Raw genomic sequence first — 19,724 nt, forward strand, 5'->3', positions numbered from 1 at the left:
CGGAATTATTATCTCTCTCTTCTCTTTCTCTGTGTCCTCTGTGCCCTCTGTGGTTTAATCATTCCGATACAACCGGAATTGAGTCCACAACAGCTTACATTTAGGACTTGAGTCCTTAATCCTGATTTTTTAGGACTCAAGTCCTAACTACAAACAAAGAAATTGTGCAATCTTGTGTAAACACTTTAGATTGGAGGAAAGGCAAAATGCTGTCATCAACAATTGTGTTGCGAATACCGCCCAAATTGCAAATGACAGACGACGAGTTTTTCGAGTTCTGTCAAATCAATAGTGAATTACGCATTGAACGCAACAAATCGGGAGAATTGCTAATTATGCCCCCTACTGGTTCGGAGACTGGAAATCGCAGCGGTAGCGTCTTTGGAGAGTTGTATATTTGGGCTCGCCAAGATGGAACCGGTATTTGTTTTGACTCCAGTACGGGATTTAAGCTTGCAATGGGTGACAAGTCTCCAGATGCCTCGTGGATTAAACTGGAACGGTGGAATGCTTTGTCACCAGAACAAAAGCAAAAGTTTGCCCCGATTTGCCCGGATTTTGTAGTAGAACTGAGGTCGGCTTCTGACAATCTCAAGCCCTTGCAAGAAAAAATGCAAGAATATATGAGAGAACCAGGAGTGCAGTTAGGCTGGTTAATTGACCGCAAAAATCGCAGAGTTTATATTTACCGTCCTGGTTTACCAGAGGAATGTTTGGAGAATCCCGCGACAGTCAGCGGCGACCCCGTTTTGCCGGGATTCGTACTCAATATGAGCAAGATTTGGTAAAAGTGGTAGCAATAAATATCAACTTCTTGTAAAAATTAATAATAGGATGCAAACACGCAAAAAATATGGATATTAAAAACGGCTTTGTAGGCACTATCGGCAACACACCACTAATTCGCTTAAACAGCTTCAGCGATGAAACTGGCTGCGAAATTCTCGGTAAAGCAGAGTTTCTCAATCCCGGCGGTTCTGTAAAAGACCGGGCTGCTTTATACATCATCAAAGATGCAGAAGAAAAAGGCTTGCTGAAACCGGGCGGCACTGTTGTTGAAGGCACTGCGGGCAATACTGGCATCGGTTTGGCCCACATTTGCAACGCTAAAGGTTACAAATGTATGATTGTGATTCCCGATAACCAATCTCAAGAAAAAATCGATGCTTTGAAAACCTTGGGCGCTGAAGTTCGGACTGTTCCCGCTGTCCCTTACAAAGACCCGAATAATTATGTCAAATTGTCGGGAAGATTGGCGGAGGAAATGGAGAATGCAGTCTGGGCAAATCAGTTTGACAATTTAGCCAATCGCCGAGCTCATTACGAGACAACTGGGCCGGAAATTTGGGAACAAACAAACGGGAAAATTGATGCTTGGGTAACAGCTACCGGTACCGGCGGCACTTTTGCTGGCGTAGGAATGTTTTTGAAAGAAAAAAATCCTGCTGTTAGAATTGTCTTGGCAGACCCGATGGGCAGCGGGCTTTACAGTTATTTCAAAACTGGGGAAATTAAGACTGAAGGTAGTTCGATTACTGAGGGAATTGGCACCACCCGCGTGACTGCAAATATGGAGAATGCCCCGGTAGATGACGCCATCCAAATTCACGATACTGAAGCTGTCCGGGTGATTTACCAACTGCTGAGAAAAGAAGGGCTGTTTATGGGCGGTTCTGTGGGGATTAATGTGGGGGCGGCTGTGGCTTTAGCGAAGCAAATGGGGCCTGGACATACGATTGTTACGGTACTCTGCGACGGCGGGGCTCGGTATCAATCGCGTTTGTTCGATCGACAATGGTTGGCTTCCAAAGGTTTGTCACCAGATTAACCGTAGGGTGCGCTGCGGCGCACCTTAAAATCTAGGCATATATAAAATCTGGGCGTATATGCGCGCACCTATTCCCATGATAAAAAAATAGCATATATTTAGCAGAATGTCAAGTAAAAAAACATGAAAATCACAGAATCTTCTAGGCAAGTTCTTGTCTGTCAAAACCGCACTTGTCGCAAGCAAAATTCAGCAAAGGTACTGGCAGCTTTTCAGCAATTGTCGCCCTCAGAAGTTGAAGTTGTTGCTAGCAGTTGTTTGGGACAGTGCGGCAACGGGCCGATGGTGTTGGTGCTGCCAGAAGAGGTTTGGTACAATGGCGTTTGCCCTGAAGAAGTTGCGGCAATAACTGAGCAACATTTGCGGGGAGGAAAGCCAGTGGAAAGGATGCTTTATCGCAAGTTTCACCGACTTTCTAAGTAGTCGTGAGCCCGCGTTTAAAATTCTTCGGCAAACAACCGACGGAGAATTTCCGTGACTTCGGCGGCGACTCTGGCGTCTTGTTCGATCGCTAGGCGATCGACACTGGTGGAACCGCCTACAGGTTTTTCGGCCCGCAAACTCATGGCTAAAGTTCTGAGTTTTGCCGGCTTTCCCGCCGCTTTCGGCCGCTCGTCAACAAACCGCACTAAAGCCACATAAACTGTTTCTAGGGTTCCCCTGATCGAGCTCAGTCCGTAACCCAATTTTGAGATAATTACTGGAGAAGTTATAAGGCTATCCATCCCCAAAGTTTTAATTGCTACGTCCACATATCGAGCGCTATCATGTCCCATTGCTCTGACAATGCTTTCTAAGCTGTTCCACTGAGATCCTTTCATGCGCGATCGCTGTTCGATATGGAAGTGCCATCCTAACATGGAAATTAGCCTGGTCAAGTCATAAGCAGATACGGAATTTTTTTGTTTGGTGCTGTTTAATGCGGCACTTAGCAGCACTTGTTTTTTGCTGAGATCGAAGATTTTTGGGTTGTTGTGATAAGGATTTTCGCCGTAATCGCCGCGAAAAATTAGGTCATTATTGCCAGTAGCGCTCTTCAGCCATTGCTCTAGTCCTATACGAGTATCGAAGCGTTTGAACATCGCAGCTAAGGAGTTTGAACTACCTATATTTGAGGCATAGCTAATCATGTCTTTTGCTACATCGTAAAAGTAAAAATCGTGTCTTAGCCCGTTGCCATCTCTAACAACGCAGTTGTCAATGTCGCAGTCGGGATATTTGCTATTTACTTGACTGACGATATTAAGGAGTGGGATAATTTTAGTGGCACTCCACTGCTCAATATTGGTAAGTGCGTTTTTTCCCAGCCACTGTGCCTGAATTTTGCCGTCTACAAAAGTACCAATGCAAACGCAGGCTTCTTTGATGTCTGCGTGGAGGAAACTTAAAGCTTGAGAGTTAATTTGAGGTAGTTCTCCCAGGCTGGGAAATGGGGTAAGTTTGAGGGGATTATTGGGGCCGGGAAGAGAGCTAATTACTTTTATGCCGTCGGGTTTCTGTTTGAGATAATCGGGATAGTTTTTAATGTGTTGTTGGTAAGGAGATTTTTCAATGCCCCGGTCTAAAAAAGCTAGTTTGTTGATGTTAGCTTGGGCATCTATTTCCATTTGGAGATAGTTTTTGAAGATGCGCGCTCGGTCTTTTGCGAGTTCGAGGGAGGTGAGGTTCATGATAATAGTTGGCAGCTTGTTACGAATAAGTAAATTACTATACTAAGATTTAGGCCAACAAACCGGGCTGCGCTGCAAAATTTTGGGTTAGGAAACGAAAAATTTATGAATAAATTGGCTTTGAAACAGTAAGGGCGTCGAGGACTATATATTTGAGCTCGCTCCCTACGATCGAGCTTTTTTGCCGCGTACTTGAATGCGTTTGTCGGTTTTTTGTTTCTTAATCCAAGAGACAAATTTCTGGAGTTCTGGGTTATTTTTGAGCTTTTCCAGGGTGTTGAGCTCTTGGGCGAGGTGTTTGTTGTCAAATAGAGAGTGAATCTGGCGGTGACAGGCTGAGCAAATGTCGATTGTCGGGCTTGGATCTTCGTTTTTGCGCTTGGTGTTTTGTTTGGGGATGAGGTGATGGGCGGTTAATGCTTCCATTTGTCGATCGCACAATTCGCACTGCATAATTTTCTCAATGCTGCTGGATAGGAGAATTGCTACTTTTAGTTTAGCGCGATCGGCTTTGAGGAGGTGAATGAAAGTCGATCGATTAACCATAATATCCCGGTCGGGGCGGGTTTTTGAGATTGTCAATTATTGGCAGGTATTGTTGGTGAACCCGCCCCTACGAAAATCGCGGTCGCTCGACCGGACTTGATATGAAAGTCGATCGCACTCTCCAAACAATAAAAAAACCCCCAATTGGGGGTCATACAAATCTCTTGTGGCAGAGGTTGAAAAGCCTCTGGGATCACAAAATATACAGCAACAAAAACAAAATAATCCAAATCACATCGACAAAGTGCCAGTAAATCTCAGTCGCTTCGATTCCGAAGTGGTGCTCGCTAGAATAATGGCCTTGCGTGCGCGATCGCCACACTACCCCCGCCATCAACAGCACTCCAAACGTAACGTGCAAGCCGTGAAAAGCAGTCAAAACGTAAAAGCAACTGGCATACAAATTAGTCGTCAAGCCAAACTCTAAATGAGTGTATTCGTAAACCTGACCTGCCAAGAAAACTGTGCCCATAGCAATAGTTACGAGCAACCAATTCCGCATTCCCGCGGCATCATTCTTTTTGATTGCACTATCAGCATTGTGAATCACAAAACTGCTAGCAATCAAAATCACCGTATTGATTCCCGGCAGCAATAACTCTCGCCCCGGCGTACCTTCAGGAGGCCACACGGGGGCCATCGCCCGATAAATCAAATACGCGGCAAACATACCGAAAAATATCATGCCTTCAGCGCACAGGAACACAATTACGCCTAACATTCGGTGGTCGGGATGCTCGACACCGTGTGCTTCTACTTCGCCCTCGTGGTGGTAATTTAGGGCTGTTTTTGTCGGATCGATCGCTGGAATTTGCATAAGAAATTGCTAGTTGGTAATGAGATGTTGAAGGAAGAAGGAAGAGGCAAGAAGGAAGAAGGAAGAGGACATTAGTGCCAACAATTGCCTGAGAATCTTTGTATCTCTCGTTTATAGCGGAGTCTCGATCCCCCTCAATCCCCCTTAAGAAGGGGGACGAAAGAGTGTGTCCGGTTCCCCCCTTCTTAAGGGGGGCTAGGGGGGATCGAGAGCTTAATCGTCAGATAGCAGATCCGTACTACGTTAGACGTGTTTGTTGACATTAATAACTAATGCCTGATGACTAATAACTATTCGCCATCTTGACTTTCATCAGCAGGAGAATCAACATCTATCTCTGATTCAGGAGCGACCAAAGTGGCAGTACCGCCAAAGAAAGTTGAAGCTTGAGCCTCCGCAACAGGAATACCTGTTTTCTGGGCGTTGCGGGTGGCATTTTCCCTCAGCTTGAGCCTGAGACGTTCCCCTGTATTCTGAATTTTTTCCATGCCGTAATCGTAAGGCCCTGTTGCCAATACCGGCACTCCTTCAAAATTTTCGATCGGGGGCGGCGAAGTCGTCATCCATTCCAAACTCAAAGCTTGCCAAGGATTGTCACCTGCTTTCGGGCCGTACATCCAGCTCCAAATCACATTAATGATAAACGGGATTGTAGACACTGCCAGCATATAAGAACCGACAGTACAAATGACATTAATTGTGGTAAATTTCGGGTCGTACATTGCCACCCGCCGAGGCATTCCTTGCATCCCCAAAGCGTGCATCGGCAAGAAAGTTACAGTAAAGCCAACATAGGTTAAAACAAAGTGAACTCTACCCCAAAATTCATTAATCATCCGCCCCGTCATTTTGGGGAACCAGTGGTAAAAAGCAGCGTAAATGCCAAACACTGAGCCGCCAAACAGCACGTAGTGCAGGTGAGCGACGACAAAATAAGTGTCGTGAACGTGAATGTCGAAAGGTACGGAAGCTACCATGATCCCGGTGATGCCGCCGAGGACAAATGTTGAGATAAAACCCATCCCAAATAGCATGGCGCTGACAAGCCGGAGTTTTCCTCCCCAAATAGTTGCCAACCAGCTAAATATTTTAATCCCAGTTGGTACGGCGATGATCATAGTCGTGATCATAAAAAACATCCGCAGCCAGCCGGGAGTGCCGCTGGTAAACATATGGTGCGCCCACACGATCAAGCCCAAAAAGCTGATCGCGAGACTGGAATAGGCGATCGCCAAATAACCAAAAATTGGCTTGCGGGAATGCACCGGCAAAACTTCTGAAATCACCCCGAAAAAGGGCAGAATCATAATGTAAACTGCGGGGTGCGAATAAAACCAGAATAAATGCTGGTAGACGATGGGATCGCCGTTGCCGGTCGGGTTAAAAAATGCCGTCCCTGCTAACAAGTCAAACGACAGCAAAATCAAAGCTGCGGCTAACACTGGAGTAGCAATCAAACTCAGCGCTGAAGTCGCAATCATCGCCCAGCAAAACAAAGGCATATCATTGAGACCCATGCTCGGAACCCGCATGGTGAAGATGGTAATGGCAAAATTCACCGCCCCCAAAATCGAAGAAGTTCCCAGAATCAAAACGCTGAGAATCCAAATTTCTTCCCCGGCTTGAGCAGTAACTAAACTCAAAGGCGGATAGGATGTCCAACCAGCCTGCGGAGCTCCTACCAAAAAACTGCTCAACAGCAACACGCCACCTACGGGAATCATCCAAAAGGCGATCGCATTCAGTCTGGGAAATGCCATGTCTTTGGCCCCGATCATTAAGGGGATCAAAAAGTTAGCAAATCCGGCTCCTGCGGGTACGATCCACAGGAAGATCATCACCGTCGCGTGAACAGTAAATAAACTGTTGTAGAGTTCGGGTGTGACAAAATCGGCGTCGGGGGTGGCGAGTTCGGTTCGTACCAAAGTTGCCATCACGCCGCCGATTAGATAGAAAATAAATGTTGTTACCAGGTATTGAATACCGATGACTTTGTGGTCGGTATTAAAAGTGAAGTAGTCGCGCCAATGTCTATCGGCGGGCGCTGTTCCGCGAGCCTCAGTGTTTGCACTTTCTTGGAACTGTGCTTGTGTCATAGTTATTAGTCATTAGTTATTAGTCATTAGTTATTAGCTCAGGATCGAAGACCCAGTGCCAGGAACTAATGACTATTTTTAGTGATGAGTTGGGTGAAGTTGTTCTAGGGTGTCGGAATTAATTTTTATTTCCCTGACGTAGGGAGCCAAAAATTCACCGTCTGACAATTCCCCTGGATTGACTGCAACTGCTTGCTCTAAGTTTTGACTGCTAGCAACTTGCTGGCTTTGCAGCCAACCGTCGAATTCTTCGGGCGTGTGAACGACTGCTACAGCTTTCATCGCTCCGTGATAAGCGCCGCACAATTCAGCACAAACAACCCGGTATTCGCCGGTTTTAGTTGGTGTAAATCTCAGTTCGCTCGGCCGCCCGGGAATTGCATCTTGTTTGAGGCGAAATTCCGGCAGCCAAAATGCGTGCAGCACGTCTTGAGCTGAGATATTTAGCTGTACGTCGCGGTTGGCTGGCATATGCAGTTCGCCGGAACTAACGCCGCTTTCTGGATAGCTAAAAATCCAGGCGTACTGCAAACCCACGACATTTACAACTAAATCTGCTGGTTTGTCTTCATTTTCTGGGGAAGCGCCTACGCCTAAAGCAACCAGTTTTTGAGACGGAATTTGAGGGGCATTTTGGGGTGTATCTGAGAGTGTGGCTGCGATCGCACTTCCCCGCATTTTAGAGTGCGCTTGCATGGTGCCGTGGTCGTGATTCCCCATCGGATCGAGGCCCCCCATTGAGTTGTAAATCTCAAAACTGTAGACTCCGATTCCTAAAATAATCACCGCCGGCACGGCTGTCCAAAGAATTTCTAAGGGAAAGTTGTCATGCCAAGGCGGCCCGTCTGTGTTGTCTCCTTGACGGCGGCGATATTTAATTGCAGCAAAGATGAGAATTCCCTGCACCATGATAAATAGTCCAGTGGAAATAGTCATCATTGTATTGAAAAGTGCGTCTATGTCGGATGCTTCGTCAGAGGCGGCGATCGGCATCAAACCGTGATTCTGCCCGTACCAGAGACTGATCAGAGTCACTCCGATGCCGGCGAGCATGGTGAGGATGGAACTTGGAATGTTCACGCTGGTACTTCTTAATAGCGACACTTCTTCGCTTGAAAAATGAAGGAAGCGCCTCTGGGTTATCAATTTTTAATTGTAAATGGTATTTTTAGTAAAATGTCTCTCTTAAGGGTTACTTAAGGCTTAGAATTTTTGACCGATCGCCCGCGCGCCTCAAAAATACGTCTTTTGTACCTTGACAAAAATGATTAAAAATGGTATATAATCGCTCTGTTTGGCTGCTAAATTTGAGATTTTTTCTCAAACACCATCAAATGCTGCTGGGGTAACATATCTTTTGTCTCTTTCCATACTAAACCCACGGCGGCCATTTCTTTTTTCACCTGCTTCTGCGTCATTTTGTGCAAACCTTTAATGGGAATCAGCGGGTTTTCGCCCCGATACTCGATCGATACCGTGCGGCCTCCCGGTTTGAGTGCTTTCACAATTCCTTGCATCATTTCTCTGGGATATGCAAATTCGTGATAAGCATCGACCATCAAAACTAAATCTACGCTGTTTTCCGGTAAATTCGGATTGTCGATACTGCCCAAAACTGGCTCAACGTTAGCGATATTTTTTTCTTGTTTATTCACTTCTAGAAAATTAATCATTTCCGGCTGCACGTCAACTGCTAAAACCTTTCCTTGTGGAACTAAGGGAGCGATGCGAAAGCTAAAATAGCCAGTTCCAGCTCCAATGTCGGCGACAATATCGGTGGGTTTTAAATCGAGATTGTTGACTAATCGAGCTGATTTTTCTTCCATGCCGCGAGACGGTCTTTCCAGCCAACTAGCGCCTTGATATCCCATGACTTGGGCAATTTCTCGACCCATGTAAAATTTGCCGATTCCGTCGGGATTGTGGACAGTTCGCTGCTGATAAATGGAGTCGCTGTTGGCAGTTTTACTTGCTGCTGCACAGGCATTAAGCGGCAACAGGCAAAGAATTGTCAATATTATTACTGTTAAGGGTTTAATTAATTGTGCGGTTTTTTTCACGATATTTCGGATTTTGTGTTTAAATTTATTTCTCGTTCCCTGGCTGTGCCTGGTAACGCAGATCCAGAGGCTCTGCATCGGGAATATCCAGAAGAGTTCAAGATTTAATGGACAGCGGATTCTAACAGTTTGATTGTACCAGAGTCAGCGTCGATTTCGACTTGTTTGCCGATCGGCAAAGTGAACTGCTCCCGGATGTGTCCCACCATTGAACCATACCACGCAGGAATATTCAAAGGGCCAATGTGGTCGGACAAGACTTGAGGTAAGGTTAGGGACTCTTGGGGTTTTTCAGCTTCGCACTTGGTACACTGTCCGAAAATAAAACCTGATATTCGATCGAGAATGCCCGCTAATTTGAGCTGGGTCAACATTCTATCGATGCGATAAACCTCTTCGCCAACTTCCTCAACAAACAAAATACTGTTTTCCCACTCCGGTAAATATGCAGAACCCACCATTGCTGCTATTACTGATAAATTGCCACCGATTAGTTTTCCCCTAGCGGTTCCGCGCCCGATTGTTTGAACTTGCACGCTTGGGGAGTTTTGCATGGTTATAGAGCCGCCCTCAAACAAAACTTTTTTGACGTAATTTACTGTAAAGGGACTCCAAGTGGACACACCTAAAGGGCCGTGAAAAGTAACTATATTAGTTTTAGCATAAATCGCCAATAACAGCGCAGTAATATCGCTGAATCCCATAATAATTTTGGGATTGTTGCGGATAATATTGTAATCCAGGAGTGGCAATATCCGACCGCAGCCCCAGCCGCCCATCCCGGTAAAAATAGCTTGCACTGAGTCATCGGCAAAGGCTGCGTTGACATCGGCGGCGCGATCGGCATCCTTGCCGGCTAAATAGCCGTAGCGATCGTAAAAATGCTCTCCCAATTTAACTTTTAAACCCAGGTTATCCAGAACTTTAAAAAATGGCTGCACTTCTTTTTCGTAGTTGAAAGCGGCAGGATTGATTAAAGCTACAGTATCGCCGACTTGCAGGCGGCGCGGCTCGATCGCACTTTTGGGAGATAGGTTAGTTTGGGCGAGGGGCAAAAGCTGAGTACCAATAGCAGTCAGCCCAAAAGTTCTGAGCAGAGCACGGCGGCGGAGAGTCATAGGTGTTAGGTAATTTTTGCTATAATTGTATAGCAAAATTTCTGTCAGATCAGTTTAAAATTGCGAGTTTACAATGAAAACCGACACTAAAATCTCCGCTAAAAAATCTTGGGCTAAATCTTTAGCGCGTCCGGCGGCAGAGTTTCCGCTGACTCAGCTATTGGTTAAAACTGGTAAAATTCCCGAAGGATTGCGCGGCACTCTCTATCGCAACGGGCCCGCACGTTTGGAACGCGGCGGCATGAATGCGGGACATTGGTTTGACGGCGACGGTGCAATTTTGGCAGTACATTTTACCGATGCCGGTGCTGCTGCTGTTTATCGCTACGTGCAAACAGCGGGCTATCAAGCTGAAGAAAAAGCTGATAAATTTCTCTACAGTAATTATGGCATGACAGCACCGGGCCCTGTGTGGTTGCGGTGGACTAAAACTGTTAAAAATGTTGCCAATACTTCTGTTTTAGCTTTGCCCGATCGCCTTTTAGCTTTGTGGGAAGCAGGCCCGCCTCACAGCCTCGATTTGCAAACTTTAGAAACTATTGGCATCGATAATTTAGGAAATCCTGCAGGAGAATTTCCCTATTCTGCTCACGGCAAATGCGATCCCAGGACTGGCAATATTTACAACTTTGGAGTTACTATTGGTGCTACTACAAAGTTGAATCTCTATAAAAGCGATGCTACAGGCAAAATTCAGCAAAAAGCAACTGTGGCTTTAGATGGAATTTCCATGATCCACGATTTTGTTTTAGCTGGCAAGTATTTAATATTTTTTGTACCGCCGATGCGACTAAAAGCTTTACCAGTGTTAGCTGGAATTAGCAGTTATAGCGACTCTTTTGAATGGAAACCCGAGTTAGGAACCCAGATATTAGTTTTGGACTCGGAAACTCTATCTTTAGTTAGTCGCGGCGAAACAGATTCTTGGTTCCAGTGGCATTTTGCTAATGGTTTTGTGAAGGAAGATGGTTCGGTGGCGGTTGATTTTGTGCGCTTCGCTGACTTTAAAACTAATCAGCGGCTCAAAGAAGTAGCGACAGGTGAAACTCGCACCGATGCGGAGGGGACTCTGTGGCGGGTGCATCTCAATCCTCTGACGGCGAAAGTGACAGGAATAGAAGAATTGTTGGATAAACCTTGTGAGTTTCCGATCGTACCTGCTGCCGAAATAGGGCAAGACGCACGATATATTTATCTGGCAATGTATCGCCCTGACGTTGATATTGTACCGGAACGTTTCGGTGCGATCGCCCGTTTGGACACGCAAACCCGCAATCTCACAATTGCCGACTTGGGCGAAAATCGCTATCCCACAGAGCCCATCTACGTTCCAGATATTTCGTCGGAGAAAGGTTGGATAGTAACAGTTGTTTACGACGGCAATTCTGACAGCAGCGAAGTCTGGATATTTGACAGCGACGGACTTTCCCGCGAACCTGTTTGCAAGCTAGAACTGCCCGGTGTCATACCTTTGGGCTTTCACGGCACTTGGAAATCGGCAGTCTGAGAAAATTGTAAAGAAGTGTTGCGGAAGATTTATTAAAAATTGTTGCCGCTTCTCTGTCAAGTTGTTAAGGTGTGTGTAGATAGGAAATTCTCATATCTAGGAGGTGTGGAATTGATAATCTGCATTGCTCAATTATCCTGTGCCAATTCGCACGAATCCCCAGCGATTGTAAGTCGCGGCGGCACAGGATATCGTCTGCCTCTGCGGACTAAAAAAAGGGGTAATTAAGCCCTGGCGAATAACCAATCCCCGGCGTATATTCGTGGCTACACAGGCAAAGTCCGCCTCTGCAGACTGAAGGAAACCAATACCCGGCGAATAAATTCGCGGCTACACAGGCAAAGTCCGCCTCTGCAGACTGAAGAAAAAGCGGTAATAAAGCCCGCTTTGACATGATTCTCGACTAGGTTTGCCCATCTCAGGTTTGTCTGCTTGAATGAGGTTAAATGACCAGATATTTGACTGATTTCTGGCCAACCCAAAGTTTAGTTCAACTCACGCGCACGTTAGCGATTCAAAAGTTTTTAGTTTTGAGTTAACCCCACAAGTAAATGAGGTCTATCGAAACAAGATAGCCTTTTCAACAATTATGAATTATGAGTTGTTACCGCCAAAACATTCAACTCATAACTAATAATTCACAACTCACAACTCATAACTCCGTGCCGCGGTGAGCATCTACCAAAAGGTTTAATCTATGCAACTTCAAGGAAAAACGGCTCTTGTTACAGGAGCTTCGCGCGGAATTGGGCGATCGATCGCCCTGGAATTAGCGAGACAAGGAGTCAAACGCTTGTTGATTGTGGCGCGCAACCGCAAGCAATTAATTGAACTGGCAGAGGAAATCGATGTTTTGGGCACAGAAGTAGTGCCGTTAGCTTTGGATTTAACTCAGTCAGTAGCGGTGAATATTGCGATCGCCCAAGCTTGGCGAGATTGGGGCCCGATTCACCTGCTAGTCAACTGTGCAGGCGTCGCGCACCAAGCATCATTCTTGCGTTCGCCGCTGCCATTAATCGAGGAAGAAATCGCCTTAAACTTGCTCGGAACCTACACAATTACCCGCTTGATAGCTCGGCGAATGGCGACTCAAAAAGAGGGAACAATCGTCAATGTTTCGAGCTTAATGGGCAAAATAGCCGCTCCCACAATGGCGACTTATTCTGCTACCAAATTTGCCATTTTGGGATTCACCCAAGCTTTACGCAGCGAGTTAACTCAGTACAATGTTCGAGTCACAGCTTTGCTGCCATCACTAACAGATACCGACATGGTGCGAGACTTGGAGCAATTCCGCTGGGTAGTGCCCACAACTCCTGAAAAAGTTGCCCTAGCACTTGTCGCCGGATTGCAGAAAGATGCGCCGGAAATCTTGGTAGGATGGCAAAGTCATCTAGCAGTTTGGTGTCACCGAATTGCGCCTTGGTTGCTGGATTTTGTGTTGCGGATGGCAACTCCCGAACTTCGGGATAAATCGCGGGGCCGCAAATTGCGGGAGGCTTTAGCTAGCGGGCGATAAACCCTTTTATGGGCGGGCTCTCCGGCCCAACCCCTACTCCCCACAAGAAAACTCATTCTTTGTGGAACGGGCATCTTGCCCGTTGCGGGTTCTTCGGCCCATTGGTGTCAACTTAAGCTGTCAGCCCGCCCACCCGGTAGTCTGCCCGCCCACCCCGTAGTCCGCCAGGGATTGAAATCCCTGTCTCATAGCGAAAGTCCTCTGAAGAGGACTGGGAAAAAGAATTTTTGACGTTGCTGATTCACGGTAGGAATCAACTTTTTGCTTGATGTTACAAAACTCACCCTACTTGTCTTATAGCAATTGGGAAATCTGAATTCCTACCTGTATGTAGCAACGCCCAGCAACGCCGAATTTTTAAACTCATTAGTCCTCTTCAGAGGACTTTAGCTATGAGACAGGGAATTCATTCCCTGTCGGACTATCGGACTATCGGACTGTCGGACTATCGGACTATCGGATTGTCGGACTACTGGTTTAACGTTAAGTTGACACCAATGGGCATTGCCGTGTCCCTACAAGGGCTATGTACTTACTTACCAGCAAAAGTGCTGTATATCATTTCCACTCCCCTTGCAAGGTAAAAGCCGCCCAATAATAGGGCGATTTCCATTTTTCCTGCTGCATCATTTCCATCTGCGCCGCCCTCAAAGCTGCCGCCGGCGCTAACTTTTGTTGCACCATTTTTTGATAAAACTTTTGCATTAACACAGAAGTTCCCTCATCATCCACATTCCACAAACTCACCGCCACCCGCTGCGCCCCCGCATACATAAAGCCCCTTGTTAATCCCACCATTCCTTCGCCTTTAATATTCTGTCCCCTGCCCGATTGACAAGCACTTAAAACCACTAAATTTGCTGACAGTTTCAAGTTGAAAATATCCGTGAGGCGCAAAAAACCATTGACAAGATTGCCCTTGTCATCTACCATCGACATCACAATTCCTGACAGTTCGGGATTTTTGCTATTGGCAAGGCCGTGGGTGGCAAAGTGAACAATTTGATAATTAACTAAACTCCCCTCGGTAGCCGTAGTGCGACTGGCATCAAAATCAAGTATTTGACTGCTAGAAGCTGAGGGGAATAAGCTGGATATTGTTTGGGCTTCTTGGCGGGTAAATGCGAGGCGTTCGGGCGGCCATTGCCGATTAGAAGCACGAAGCGAGCGATTTAAACCGAGGTTGTTTGCTTCTAATTTTTCTGTCGTTGCTTGGGTAATTTTGCCTTTAATTCTTTCATCATCTGGACTAAAAACAGGATCTGCTAAAATTGCTAAAGTTTGGCTGGGTGGTTTTCTATCTCCGTAGTTTTGCCTGAGAATGGCGAGAGTTGAGGCCGAAGGCAAGGTAATAATTTCATGTTCGGCTATTAAGGGAACAGTGGTATTTTCTCCGGCGGTTTTGGCAAGAGTTAAAGCTTGAAAAGGGGTATAGTGCAGCACGCCGTCGGGAACAATTAATAACCGTTTATTGCCTAATTGGGCTGCGGCGGGTTGCAAAATCACTTGACCCAGATTTGTACTTGCTTGGGCAACTTGTTGGGAAATATTTCTCTGGACTGGGCTAGTTATTGCTTCTAAGAAGTTCTTAGCTGTTGTTTCAATATCTGCGCGTTTTGCTAATTCATAGCTGGTTAGTCTTGTTGATGTTACCACCCACAAATAGCTGCGGTTTTCGCCAAGGAAATACTGCAATAAAATAGTGTTTTTATCAAGAATCTGTTTCTGAATTTCTGGTAGCGTTAAAGGTTGGGGCCGGGTGAGGGCTGCGTAACGGGGGCTAGCAGTACGAATCCTGTTTTGAATTTGCTGATATTGTTCCAAAAGTACGAGGCGCTGTTTATCAATTTCAGCAATTTTAGCTGCGTTGGGACTGGGAATGCTGATTGTTTTGATGCGCTGCTTTTCAATAGCATCGAGTTCTTGTTGCACGCTCTTTTCTTGTTGCACTAAGTCGGGTGAAATGCCTTCGCGAATGTTGGCGTTACTTTCAAAAAGAAGTTCGAGAAGACTGCGGGATCTTGAACGTTCGCTGGCTTCTAGTGCTTTGATATTATAACCGGATTTAGGATTAGTTTTATGCAGTTGCATTAACAAATCGATGTAAAATTCGTAATAGTTTTGTACTGTGGCAAAGTATGAAGTACGAAATTCTGGGCTGGCTATTTTGGTGCGGAGATTTTCAATTATTTTGAGACAGGATTCAATGTAGTTGAGGGCTTCAGAAAGATTGTTTTGGTTGCGTTTGACAGAAGCTATGTTGTAAAGAGTGTTTGCTTCCCCAGCGACATCGTTTAGTGCGCGTGTCAGGGAAAGTGACTGGTTGTAATACTCTAGCGCTTTCTGTTTTTCTCCCAATGCTGAGTAGACATTGCCGATGTTGTTAAGAATAATAGCTTCCCCAACGCGATCACCACCTGATGCTCGAATCAGGATAAGGGACGAGCTGTAATACTCTAGCGCCTTCTTTTTTTCTCCCAATGCTGAGTAGACATTGCCGATGTTGGTGAGGCTGCGATATTCAAAAAGACGAGAGCCGATTGCTCGACTCAGGAGAAGCGACTGGCTGTGATACTCTAATGCTTTCTTTTGTTCTCCCAATTCTGAGTAGATACCGCCGATGTAGTTGAGGGTGAAAGCTTCCATACGGCGATTTCCTGTTGTCCGAAACAGGGGAAGCGATTGACTGTGATAGTCTAGCGCCTTCTGTTTTTCTCCCACTTCTAAGTAGACACTGCCGATGCCTAGGAGAGCTTGAGCTTCCTTACCGCGATCGCCTACTGCCCGACTCAGGGGAAGCGACTGGTTGTAATACTCTAGTGCTTTCTCGTGTTCTCCCCGAGCTGAGTATTTACCGCCGATGCTATTGAGGGCGGCAGCTTCCCCACTGCGATCGCCGATTGCCCGATATAGGAGAAGCGACTGAGTGTGATAGTCTAGCGCTTTCTGTATTTGCCCCAATACTCCGTAGAGATTGCCAAGGGTGGTGAGGGTGTGAGCTTCCCCACGGTGATCTCCGATTGCCCGAAATAGGGGAAGGGACTGACTGTAATACTCTAGCGCTTTTTTGTATTCTCCCAATAGTCCGTAGATTTTACCTATGTTGTTGAGGGTGAGAGCTTCCCCACGGTGATCGCGGATTGCCCGATACAGTTTTAATGCTTCTTCATATTTGACGATCGCATTTCTTTTTGAGTTCTCTGTTCCTTGCTGGTAAAGTTTTTCTGCCTCTTCAAATACTTTTTTAGCAGCCTCGTTACCGTTAGTTTGTGCTGTTTGTACGACTTTACCAACGGGCACGGCTGCTGCAAGTGGCTGACTTAACTGAACCGAAAGTGCGATCGACATACCAGCCAAAAACCATTGAGTGCGATCGAACATAGCCACCCCTTTTGTATTGTTGTCAATTTTAGTCGCTAGCCCCCTTAGTGTAAAGGCAGGAAGAAGTCAGGGCGATCGGCATTTTTGCTAGAGTTAACGAGTAATGCGATTCCCTGCCGGATAGCTACGCCGCGCGTACTTTTTCCCAGCATGAACAACATCCTAACTACCCCCGATCCCGTAACAACCCACTGGGATTGCCCCGAATGCGGGGGCACCGGTACCCTCAGCCCAGAAATTTGCCCTGTTTGTCTCGGAGCAAAATACATCGATCTCGCTACAATAACGAACTGGATGCTTGATTTTATGGAATCTCGCGGCTGCGATCGAGCTGAGATCGATCGATTGCGAACCGAAAGCCCAGACCCCCTAACATTAACTTTTTGCCTCGAAGTTTGTATCGCCCTTAAATAAACAATTTACCAATTACCAATTACCAATTCCCTATTCCCAATATTCAGTGTCCCTTAACCGGATGTTGCCCGTAAAAAGGCAAAGCATCCGACCAATCAGGACGGCTTCCCATTTGCCACTCCAAATAAGCCAATTCTAACACACTAGAAACCGACCAACCCAACTCGCTACCAACTTCAATTAACTGATAAGACTTCCCCCAATTATCCAGCTTTTCTTGCCAAGATTCAGGAGTCATCACCGTCTCAGGAAACAACTCAATTACACCAGAATTACTGTTAACTGAATAAACAGCACCAAACAATTGACCCCGCTGTGCAGGCATTTGCAGAGCCATATCCTCTCTCAAAAGCCCCCCCTTGTAGGGGCGGTGCCCCCGTACCCGCCCTGGTTGGGGCAGGGCGGTTTCATTTTCTTGTAGGGGCAAACCCCCCGTGGTTGCCCCGATGCCTGAAATGCCCATGAAATCATCTGTAGGTGGGGGCGGGCACGGGGGCACCGCCCCTACAAAATCGCGGGGAGGTTCTGCACTCAAAAGCCCCCCCTTAGCAAGGGGGGGTTGGGGGGGTTCCGCCCAAGCCACAGCCGCCAAAGTGGAAATCGCAAAAACCGGAATATCCAACTGTTGAGCCAAAGTCCGCGCCGTCACCATACCCATCCGAGTCCCCGTGAAACCTCCGGGCCCCTTCGCCACTGCAATAAAAGCCAAATCCGCCCAAGTTTGCGGTCCAATAAACTCGACTAAATACTGATGCAAATGAGTCGCTAAATCCCGATCCAAATTCCAAGTTTGGCAGCGAGAATCCCCGGCAAAATTGCTGATGGCTAAACCGAGTTCGCGACTAGCTGTGTGCAGGGCTAAGCCGTATTTTTTAACAGATGTTCCGTCTTGGGGATTGCTATTCACGATTACTGATAATTTTCCTTAACAAAAAACAGCGGTAAAGCCACAACTAAGCAACCCAAAAGAATGCCAAATATTCCCGTATTTAAAATCCTAGAATTACCCATGCCCCCAGTCATCAAAAACAGCACTACTAAACTTGCAAATAAATTTTTATTAGCAAATTCTTTATGTTGGGAAACTTGATGCTTCACCGTCATAAAACCCGACGTAACTATTAGCGCAAACCAAGAATTAAAAATGACTATTTGAGAGCCAAAGATAAACCAAACTAAGGCAAACATTAGCGCATCTATCCAAAAATCTTGAGTTTTCAACTTCGGCAGCCAAAATTCTTGGGTAGTAACAGAGGCGGCTTTCTTGAGTAATTGATTGTGTTGCAGCCGCACGAGTTTGTTTCTCAATTTAATCTTGGGATCGATTTGCAATATTTGCTTCCACTCCGGGCGGCGAGAATTGTTGAGTCTTCCCAACAGCTTTACGGCTGCGACTTTATTTAACTGCAAATCGGTGAGTCTGGTGGCAATTATTTGAGATAAGTGCGGATAGTAAACGGGGTTGTCTTCGGTTCTGTTGATGACGATATTGAGCTGTTGCTTGGCTTGACTGACTTGGATTGTAACATTGTACGGGGCGAGATCCTCTTGTAAAGCTTGCTGAATTTCGGCTTGCTGTTGGCGAGTGAAAAGCGAGACACCGGGCGCAGGTGTAACCACCCGTTCTGCGGGCGTTTCCGGCGCGTCTAGCACCGGCGGTGCGTCTAAATACACCGGTTTGGGGTTCAAGTGCCGGATGACTGCTGATGCTGAACTGTAGCGCCGATTGGTGGCACTTTGAAGCATGGTGTCGAGGATGCGGCCGAAATCATCGCTAACAGCAGTCTTCAAATAATTTCGCCAAGCCCAAGAATCCTCTGTACTGTCGAACAAGTCGAAGGGAGGAATTTCAGTCAGCAAGTGAATGCAAGTAACGCCCAAACTGTAGATATCGCTAGCAAAAACTGCTTTCCCCATCAATTGTTCTGGGGCTGTATAAGCAGCACTGCCGATGATTGTACCAGTTTGCGGCAACCCGGTTGCTGTTACTTTCTTAGCTGCACCAAAGTCTACTAAAACAATATCTTTTTGGAAAGGAGAGGGCTGATAGGAATTTTCTAAGGCGGGTAAAGGAGTTGGAGTTAGTCGGCGGCGAATGATATTTTCGGGTTTGATATCGCGGTGAATAACTTTGGATTTGTGGACGAAGTGGAGCACTGGCAATAAATCGTTGAGGATTTGCCGAGTTTGAGTTTCGGTGAATGCTCCTTTTTGTTCTAATTCTCTGGCTAGGTTTTTGCCGTCTATAAATTCTTGTACTAAATACTGTCTCCCGTCTTGTTCAAAATGCGCGATTAATTCTGGAATCTGGGGATGTTTTCCCAAGGTTTCTAGCTGGGCTGCTTCTTTGTGAAATAGTTGAGCGGCTTTTTCGGCTGAGGTATTTTGCTGCAAAAATTGCTTGATTACGCACTGCGAAAAAATCAGGGGTTTGGTTTCATCAACTGCTAGAAATGTTCGGCCAAAGCCTCCTTGCCCGATCGGCTTTAGGGTTCGGTAGCGAGATGCTGATGGCGTTTCTGAATCAAGAGTTAACAACAATTTTGAGCCACAACTTTGGCACAATTCTGCATCCCCTGGGTTTTGCGGATTCTGACAAGTTGGGTTTAAGCAATAGCACATTGGATTTTAGATTTTAGATTTTAGATTTTAGATTTGTAATGGGGAATGGGGAATTGGGCATCGGCCAAACAGGGCATCGGCCAAACAGGGCATCGGCCAAACAGGGCATCGGGAATTGGGAATTGGGAATTGGTTATTGGTTGTTA

General features: G+C 46.3%; 16 protein-coding genes. 6 read left to right on the forward strand and 10 right to left on the reverse strand.

The window, feature by feature from the left end; all coding sequences use genetic code 11:
* Positions 1–206 precede the first annotated feature (206 nt).
* The 3 genes from QUB16_RS05280 (at position 207) to QUB16_RS05290 (ending at position 2,251) form a co-directional block, all read left to right on the forward strand.
* Entirely contained in the window at positions 207–788 is a 582-nt protein-coding gene (locus QUB16_RS05280) for a Uma2 family endonuclease (RefSeq protein WP_333314538.1), read from the forward strand.
* 65 nt (positions 789–853) lie between these two features.
* The gene (locus QUB16_RS05285; protein ID WP_333146687.1) at positions 854–1,828 is read left to right on the forward strand and encodes a cysteine synthase A; all 975 of its coding nucleotides are present in this window, start codon (positions 854–856) and stop codon (positions 1,826–1,828) included.
* Between the two features lie 123 nt (positions 1,829–1,951).
* Positions 1,952–2,251, forward strand: coding sequence for a (2Fe-2S) ferredoxin domain-containing protein (locus QUB16_RS05290; RefSeq protein ID WP_333314541.1), 300 nt, complete (start codon positions 1,952–1,954; stop codon positions 2,249–2,251).
* Positions 2,252–2,265: 14 nt separating this feature from the next.
* Here QUB16_RS05290 and QUB16_RS05295 read toward each other — a convergent pair whose 3' ends face one another.
* The 7 genes from QUB16_RS05295 to QUB16_RS05325 form a co-directional block, all read right to left on the reverse strand.
* The gene (locus QUB16_RS05295) at positions 2,266–3,498 is read right to left on the reverse strand and encodes a hypothetical protein (protein WP_333314543.1); all 1,233 of its coding nucleotides are present in this window, start codon (positions 3,496–3,498) and stop codon (positions 2,266–2,268) included.
* Positions 3,499–3,663: 165 nt separating this feature from the next.
* On the reverse strand, positions 3,664–4,044 hold the full coding sequence (locus QUB16_RS05300; RefSeq protein WP_333102328.1) for an HNH endonuclease: 381 nt from the start codon (positions 4,042–4,044) through the stop codon (positions 3,664–3,666).
* Between the two features lie 193 nt (positions 4,045–4,237).
* Complete coding sequence (locus QUB16_RS05305; RefSeq protein ID WP_333314546.1) at positions 4,238–4,861, reverse strand: heme-copper oxidase subunit III; 624 nt, start codon at positions 4,859–4,861, stop codon at positions 4,238–4,240.
* A gap of 290 nt (positions 4,862–5,151) precedes the next feature.
* On the reverse strand, positions 5,152–6,957 hold the full coding sequence (ctaD, locus tag QUB16_RS05310) for a cytochrome c oxidase subunit I (protein WP_333314548.1): 1,806 nt from the start codon (positions 6,955–6,957) through the stop codon (positions 5,152–5,154).
* 78 nt (positions 6,958–7,035) lie between these two features.
* Complete coding sequence (locus QUB16_RS05315) at positions 7,036–8,037, reverse strand: cytochrome c oxidase subunit II (RefSeq protein ID WP_333314550.1); 1,002 nt, start codon at positions 8,035–8,037, stop codon at positions 7,036–7,038.
* 221 nt (positions 8,038–8,258) lie between these two features.
* Positions 8,259–9,017, reverse strand: a complete 759-nt coding sequence (locus QUB16_RS05320; protein ID WP_333314553.1) for a class I SAM-dependent methyltransferase — start codon at positions 9,015–9,017, stop codon at positions 8,259–8,261.
* A gap of 104 nt (positions 9,018–9,121) precedes the next feature.
* The gene (locus QUB16_RS05325) at positions 9,122–10,135 is read right to left on the reverse strand and encodes an LD-carboxypeptidase (RefSeq protein ID WP_333314604.1); all 1,014 of its coding nucleotides are present in this window, start codon (positions 10,133–10,135) and stop codon (positions 9,122–9,124) included.
* 73 nt (positions 10,136–10,208) lie between these two features.
* Between QUB16_RS05325 and QUB16_RS05330 the strand changes: the two genes are divergently transcribed.
* Positions 10,209–11,642: a carotenoid oxygenase family protein gene (locus QUB16_RS05330; RefSeq protein WP_333314555.1), complete on the forward strand. Its 1,434-nt coding sequence runs from the start codon at positions 10,209–10,211 to the stop codon at positions 11,640–11,642.
* Positions 11,643–12,339: 697 nt separating this feature from the next.
* Complete coding sequence (locus QUB16_RS05335) at positions 12,340–13,161, forward strand: SDR family NAD(P)-dependent oxidoreductase (protein WP_333314558.1); 822 nt, start codon at positions 12,340–12,342, stop codon at positions 13,159–13,161.
* 558 nt (positions 13,162–13,719) lie between these two features.
* On the opposite strand, the gene QUB16_RS05340 is transcribed toward QUB16_RS05335, so the two are convergent.
* Positions 13,720–16,542 carry a CHAT domain-containing tetratricopeptide repeat protein gene (locus QUB16_RS05340; protein WP_333314559.1) on the reverse strand — a complete coding sequence of 941 codons (2,823 nt, stop codon included), beginning with the start codon at positions 16,540–16,542 and terminating at the stop codon, positions 13,720–13,722.
* A gap of 84 nt (positions 16,543–16,626) precedes the next feature.
* On the opposite strand from QUB16_RS05340, the gene QUB16_RS05345 reads away from it, so the two are divergent.
* The gene (locus tag QUB16_RS05345; protein WP_333314562.1) at positions 16,627–16,956 is read left to right on the forward strand and encodes a hypothetical protein; all 330 of its coding nucleotides are present in this window, start codon (positions 16,627–16,629) and stop codon (positions 16,954–16,956) included.
* Positions 16,957–16,999: 43 nt separating this feature from the next.
* On the opposite strand, the gene tsaB is transcribed toward QUB16_RS05345, so the two are convergent.
* The gene (tsaB, locus tag QUB16_RS05350; RefSeq protein WP_333314564.1) at positions 17,000–17,863 is read right to left on the reverse strand and encodes a tRNA (adenosine(37)-N6)-threonylcarbamoyltransferase complex dimerization subunit type 1 TsaB; all 864 of its coding nucleotides are present in this window, start codon (positions 17,861–17,863) and stop codon (positions 17,000–17,002) included.
* 2 nt (positions 17,864–17,865) lie between these two features.
* Positions 17,866–19,578 (reverse strand): serine/threonine-protein kinase, encoded by a 1,713-nt coding sequence (locus QUB16_RS05355; protein ID WP_333314566.1) that lies wholly within the window; start codon positions 19,576–19,578, stop codon positions 17,866–17,868.
* Positions 19,579–19,724: the final 146 nt, after the last annotated feature.

The sequence above is a fragment of the Microcoleus sp. D3_18a_C4 genome (assembly GCF_036702415.1).
GTDB lineage: Bacteria > Cyanobacteriota > Cyanobacteriia > Cyanobacteriales > Microcoleaceae > Microcoleus.

Coding starts and splice junctions, on each gene's coding strand:
- QUB16_RS05335 (WP_333314558.1), top strand. CDS start 12,340: ATGCAACTTCAAGGAAAAACGGCTCTTGTTACAGGAGCTTCGCGCGGA.
- QUB16_RS05285 (WP_333146687.1), top strand. CDS start 854: ATGGATATTAAAAACGGCTTTGTAGGCACTATCGGCAACACACCACTA.
- QUB16_RS05295 (WP_333314543.1), bottom strand. CDS start 3,498: ATGAACCTCACCTCCCTCGAACTCGCAAAAGACCGAGCGCGCATCTTC.
- QUB16_RS05305 (WP_333314546.1), bottom strand. CDS start 4,861: ATGCAAATTCCAGCGATCGATCCGACAAAAACAGCCCTAAATTACCAC.
- QUB16_RS05340 (WP_333314559.1), bottom strand. CDS start 16,542: ATGTTCGATCGCACTCAATGGTTTTTGGCTGGTATGTCGATCGCACTT.
- QUB16_RS05280 (WP_333314538.1), top strand. CDS start 207: ATGCTGTCATCAACAATTGTGTTGCGAATACCGCCCAAATTGCAAATG.
- QUB16_RS05330 (WP_333314555.1), top strand. CDS start 10,209: ATGAAAACCGACACTAAAATCTCCGCTAAAAAATCTTGGGCTAAATCT.
- QUB16_RS05355 (WP_333314566.1), bottom strand. CDS start 19,578: ATGTGCTATTGCTTAAACCCAACTTGTCAGAATCCGCAAAACCCAGGG.
- QUB16_RS05300 (WP_333102328.1), bottom strand. CDS start 4,044: ATGGTTAATCGATCGACTTTCATTCACCTCCTCAAAGCCGATCGCGCT.
- QUB16_RS05290 (WP_333314541.1), top strand. CDS start 1,952: ATGAAAATCACAGAATCTTCTAGGCAAGTTCTTGTCTGTCAAAACCGC.
- ctaD (WP_333314548.1), bottom strand. CDS start 6,957: ATGACACAAGCACAGTTCCAAGAAAGTGCAAACACTGAGGCTCGCGGA.
- QUB16_RS05325 (WP_333314604.1), bottom strand. CDS start 10,135: ATGACTCTCCGCCGCCGTGCTCTGCTCAGAACTTTTGGGCTGACTGCT.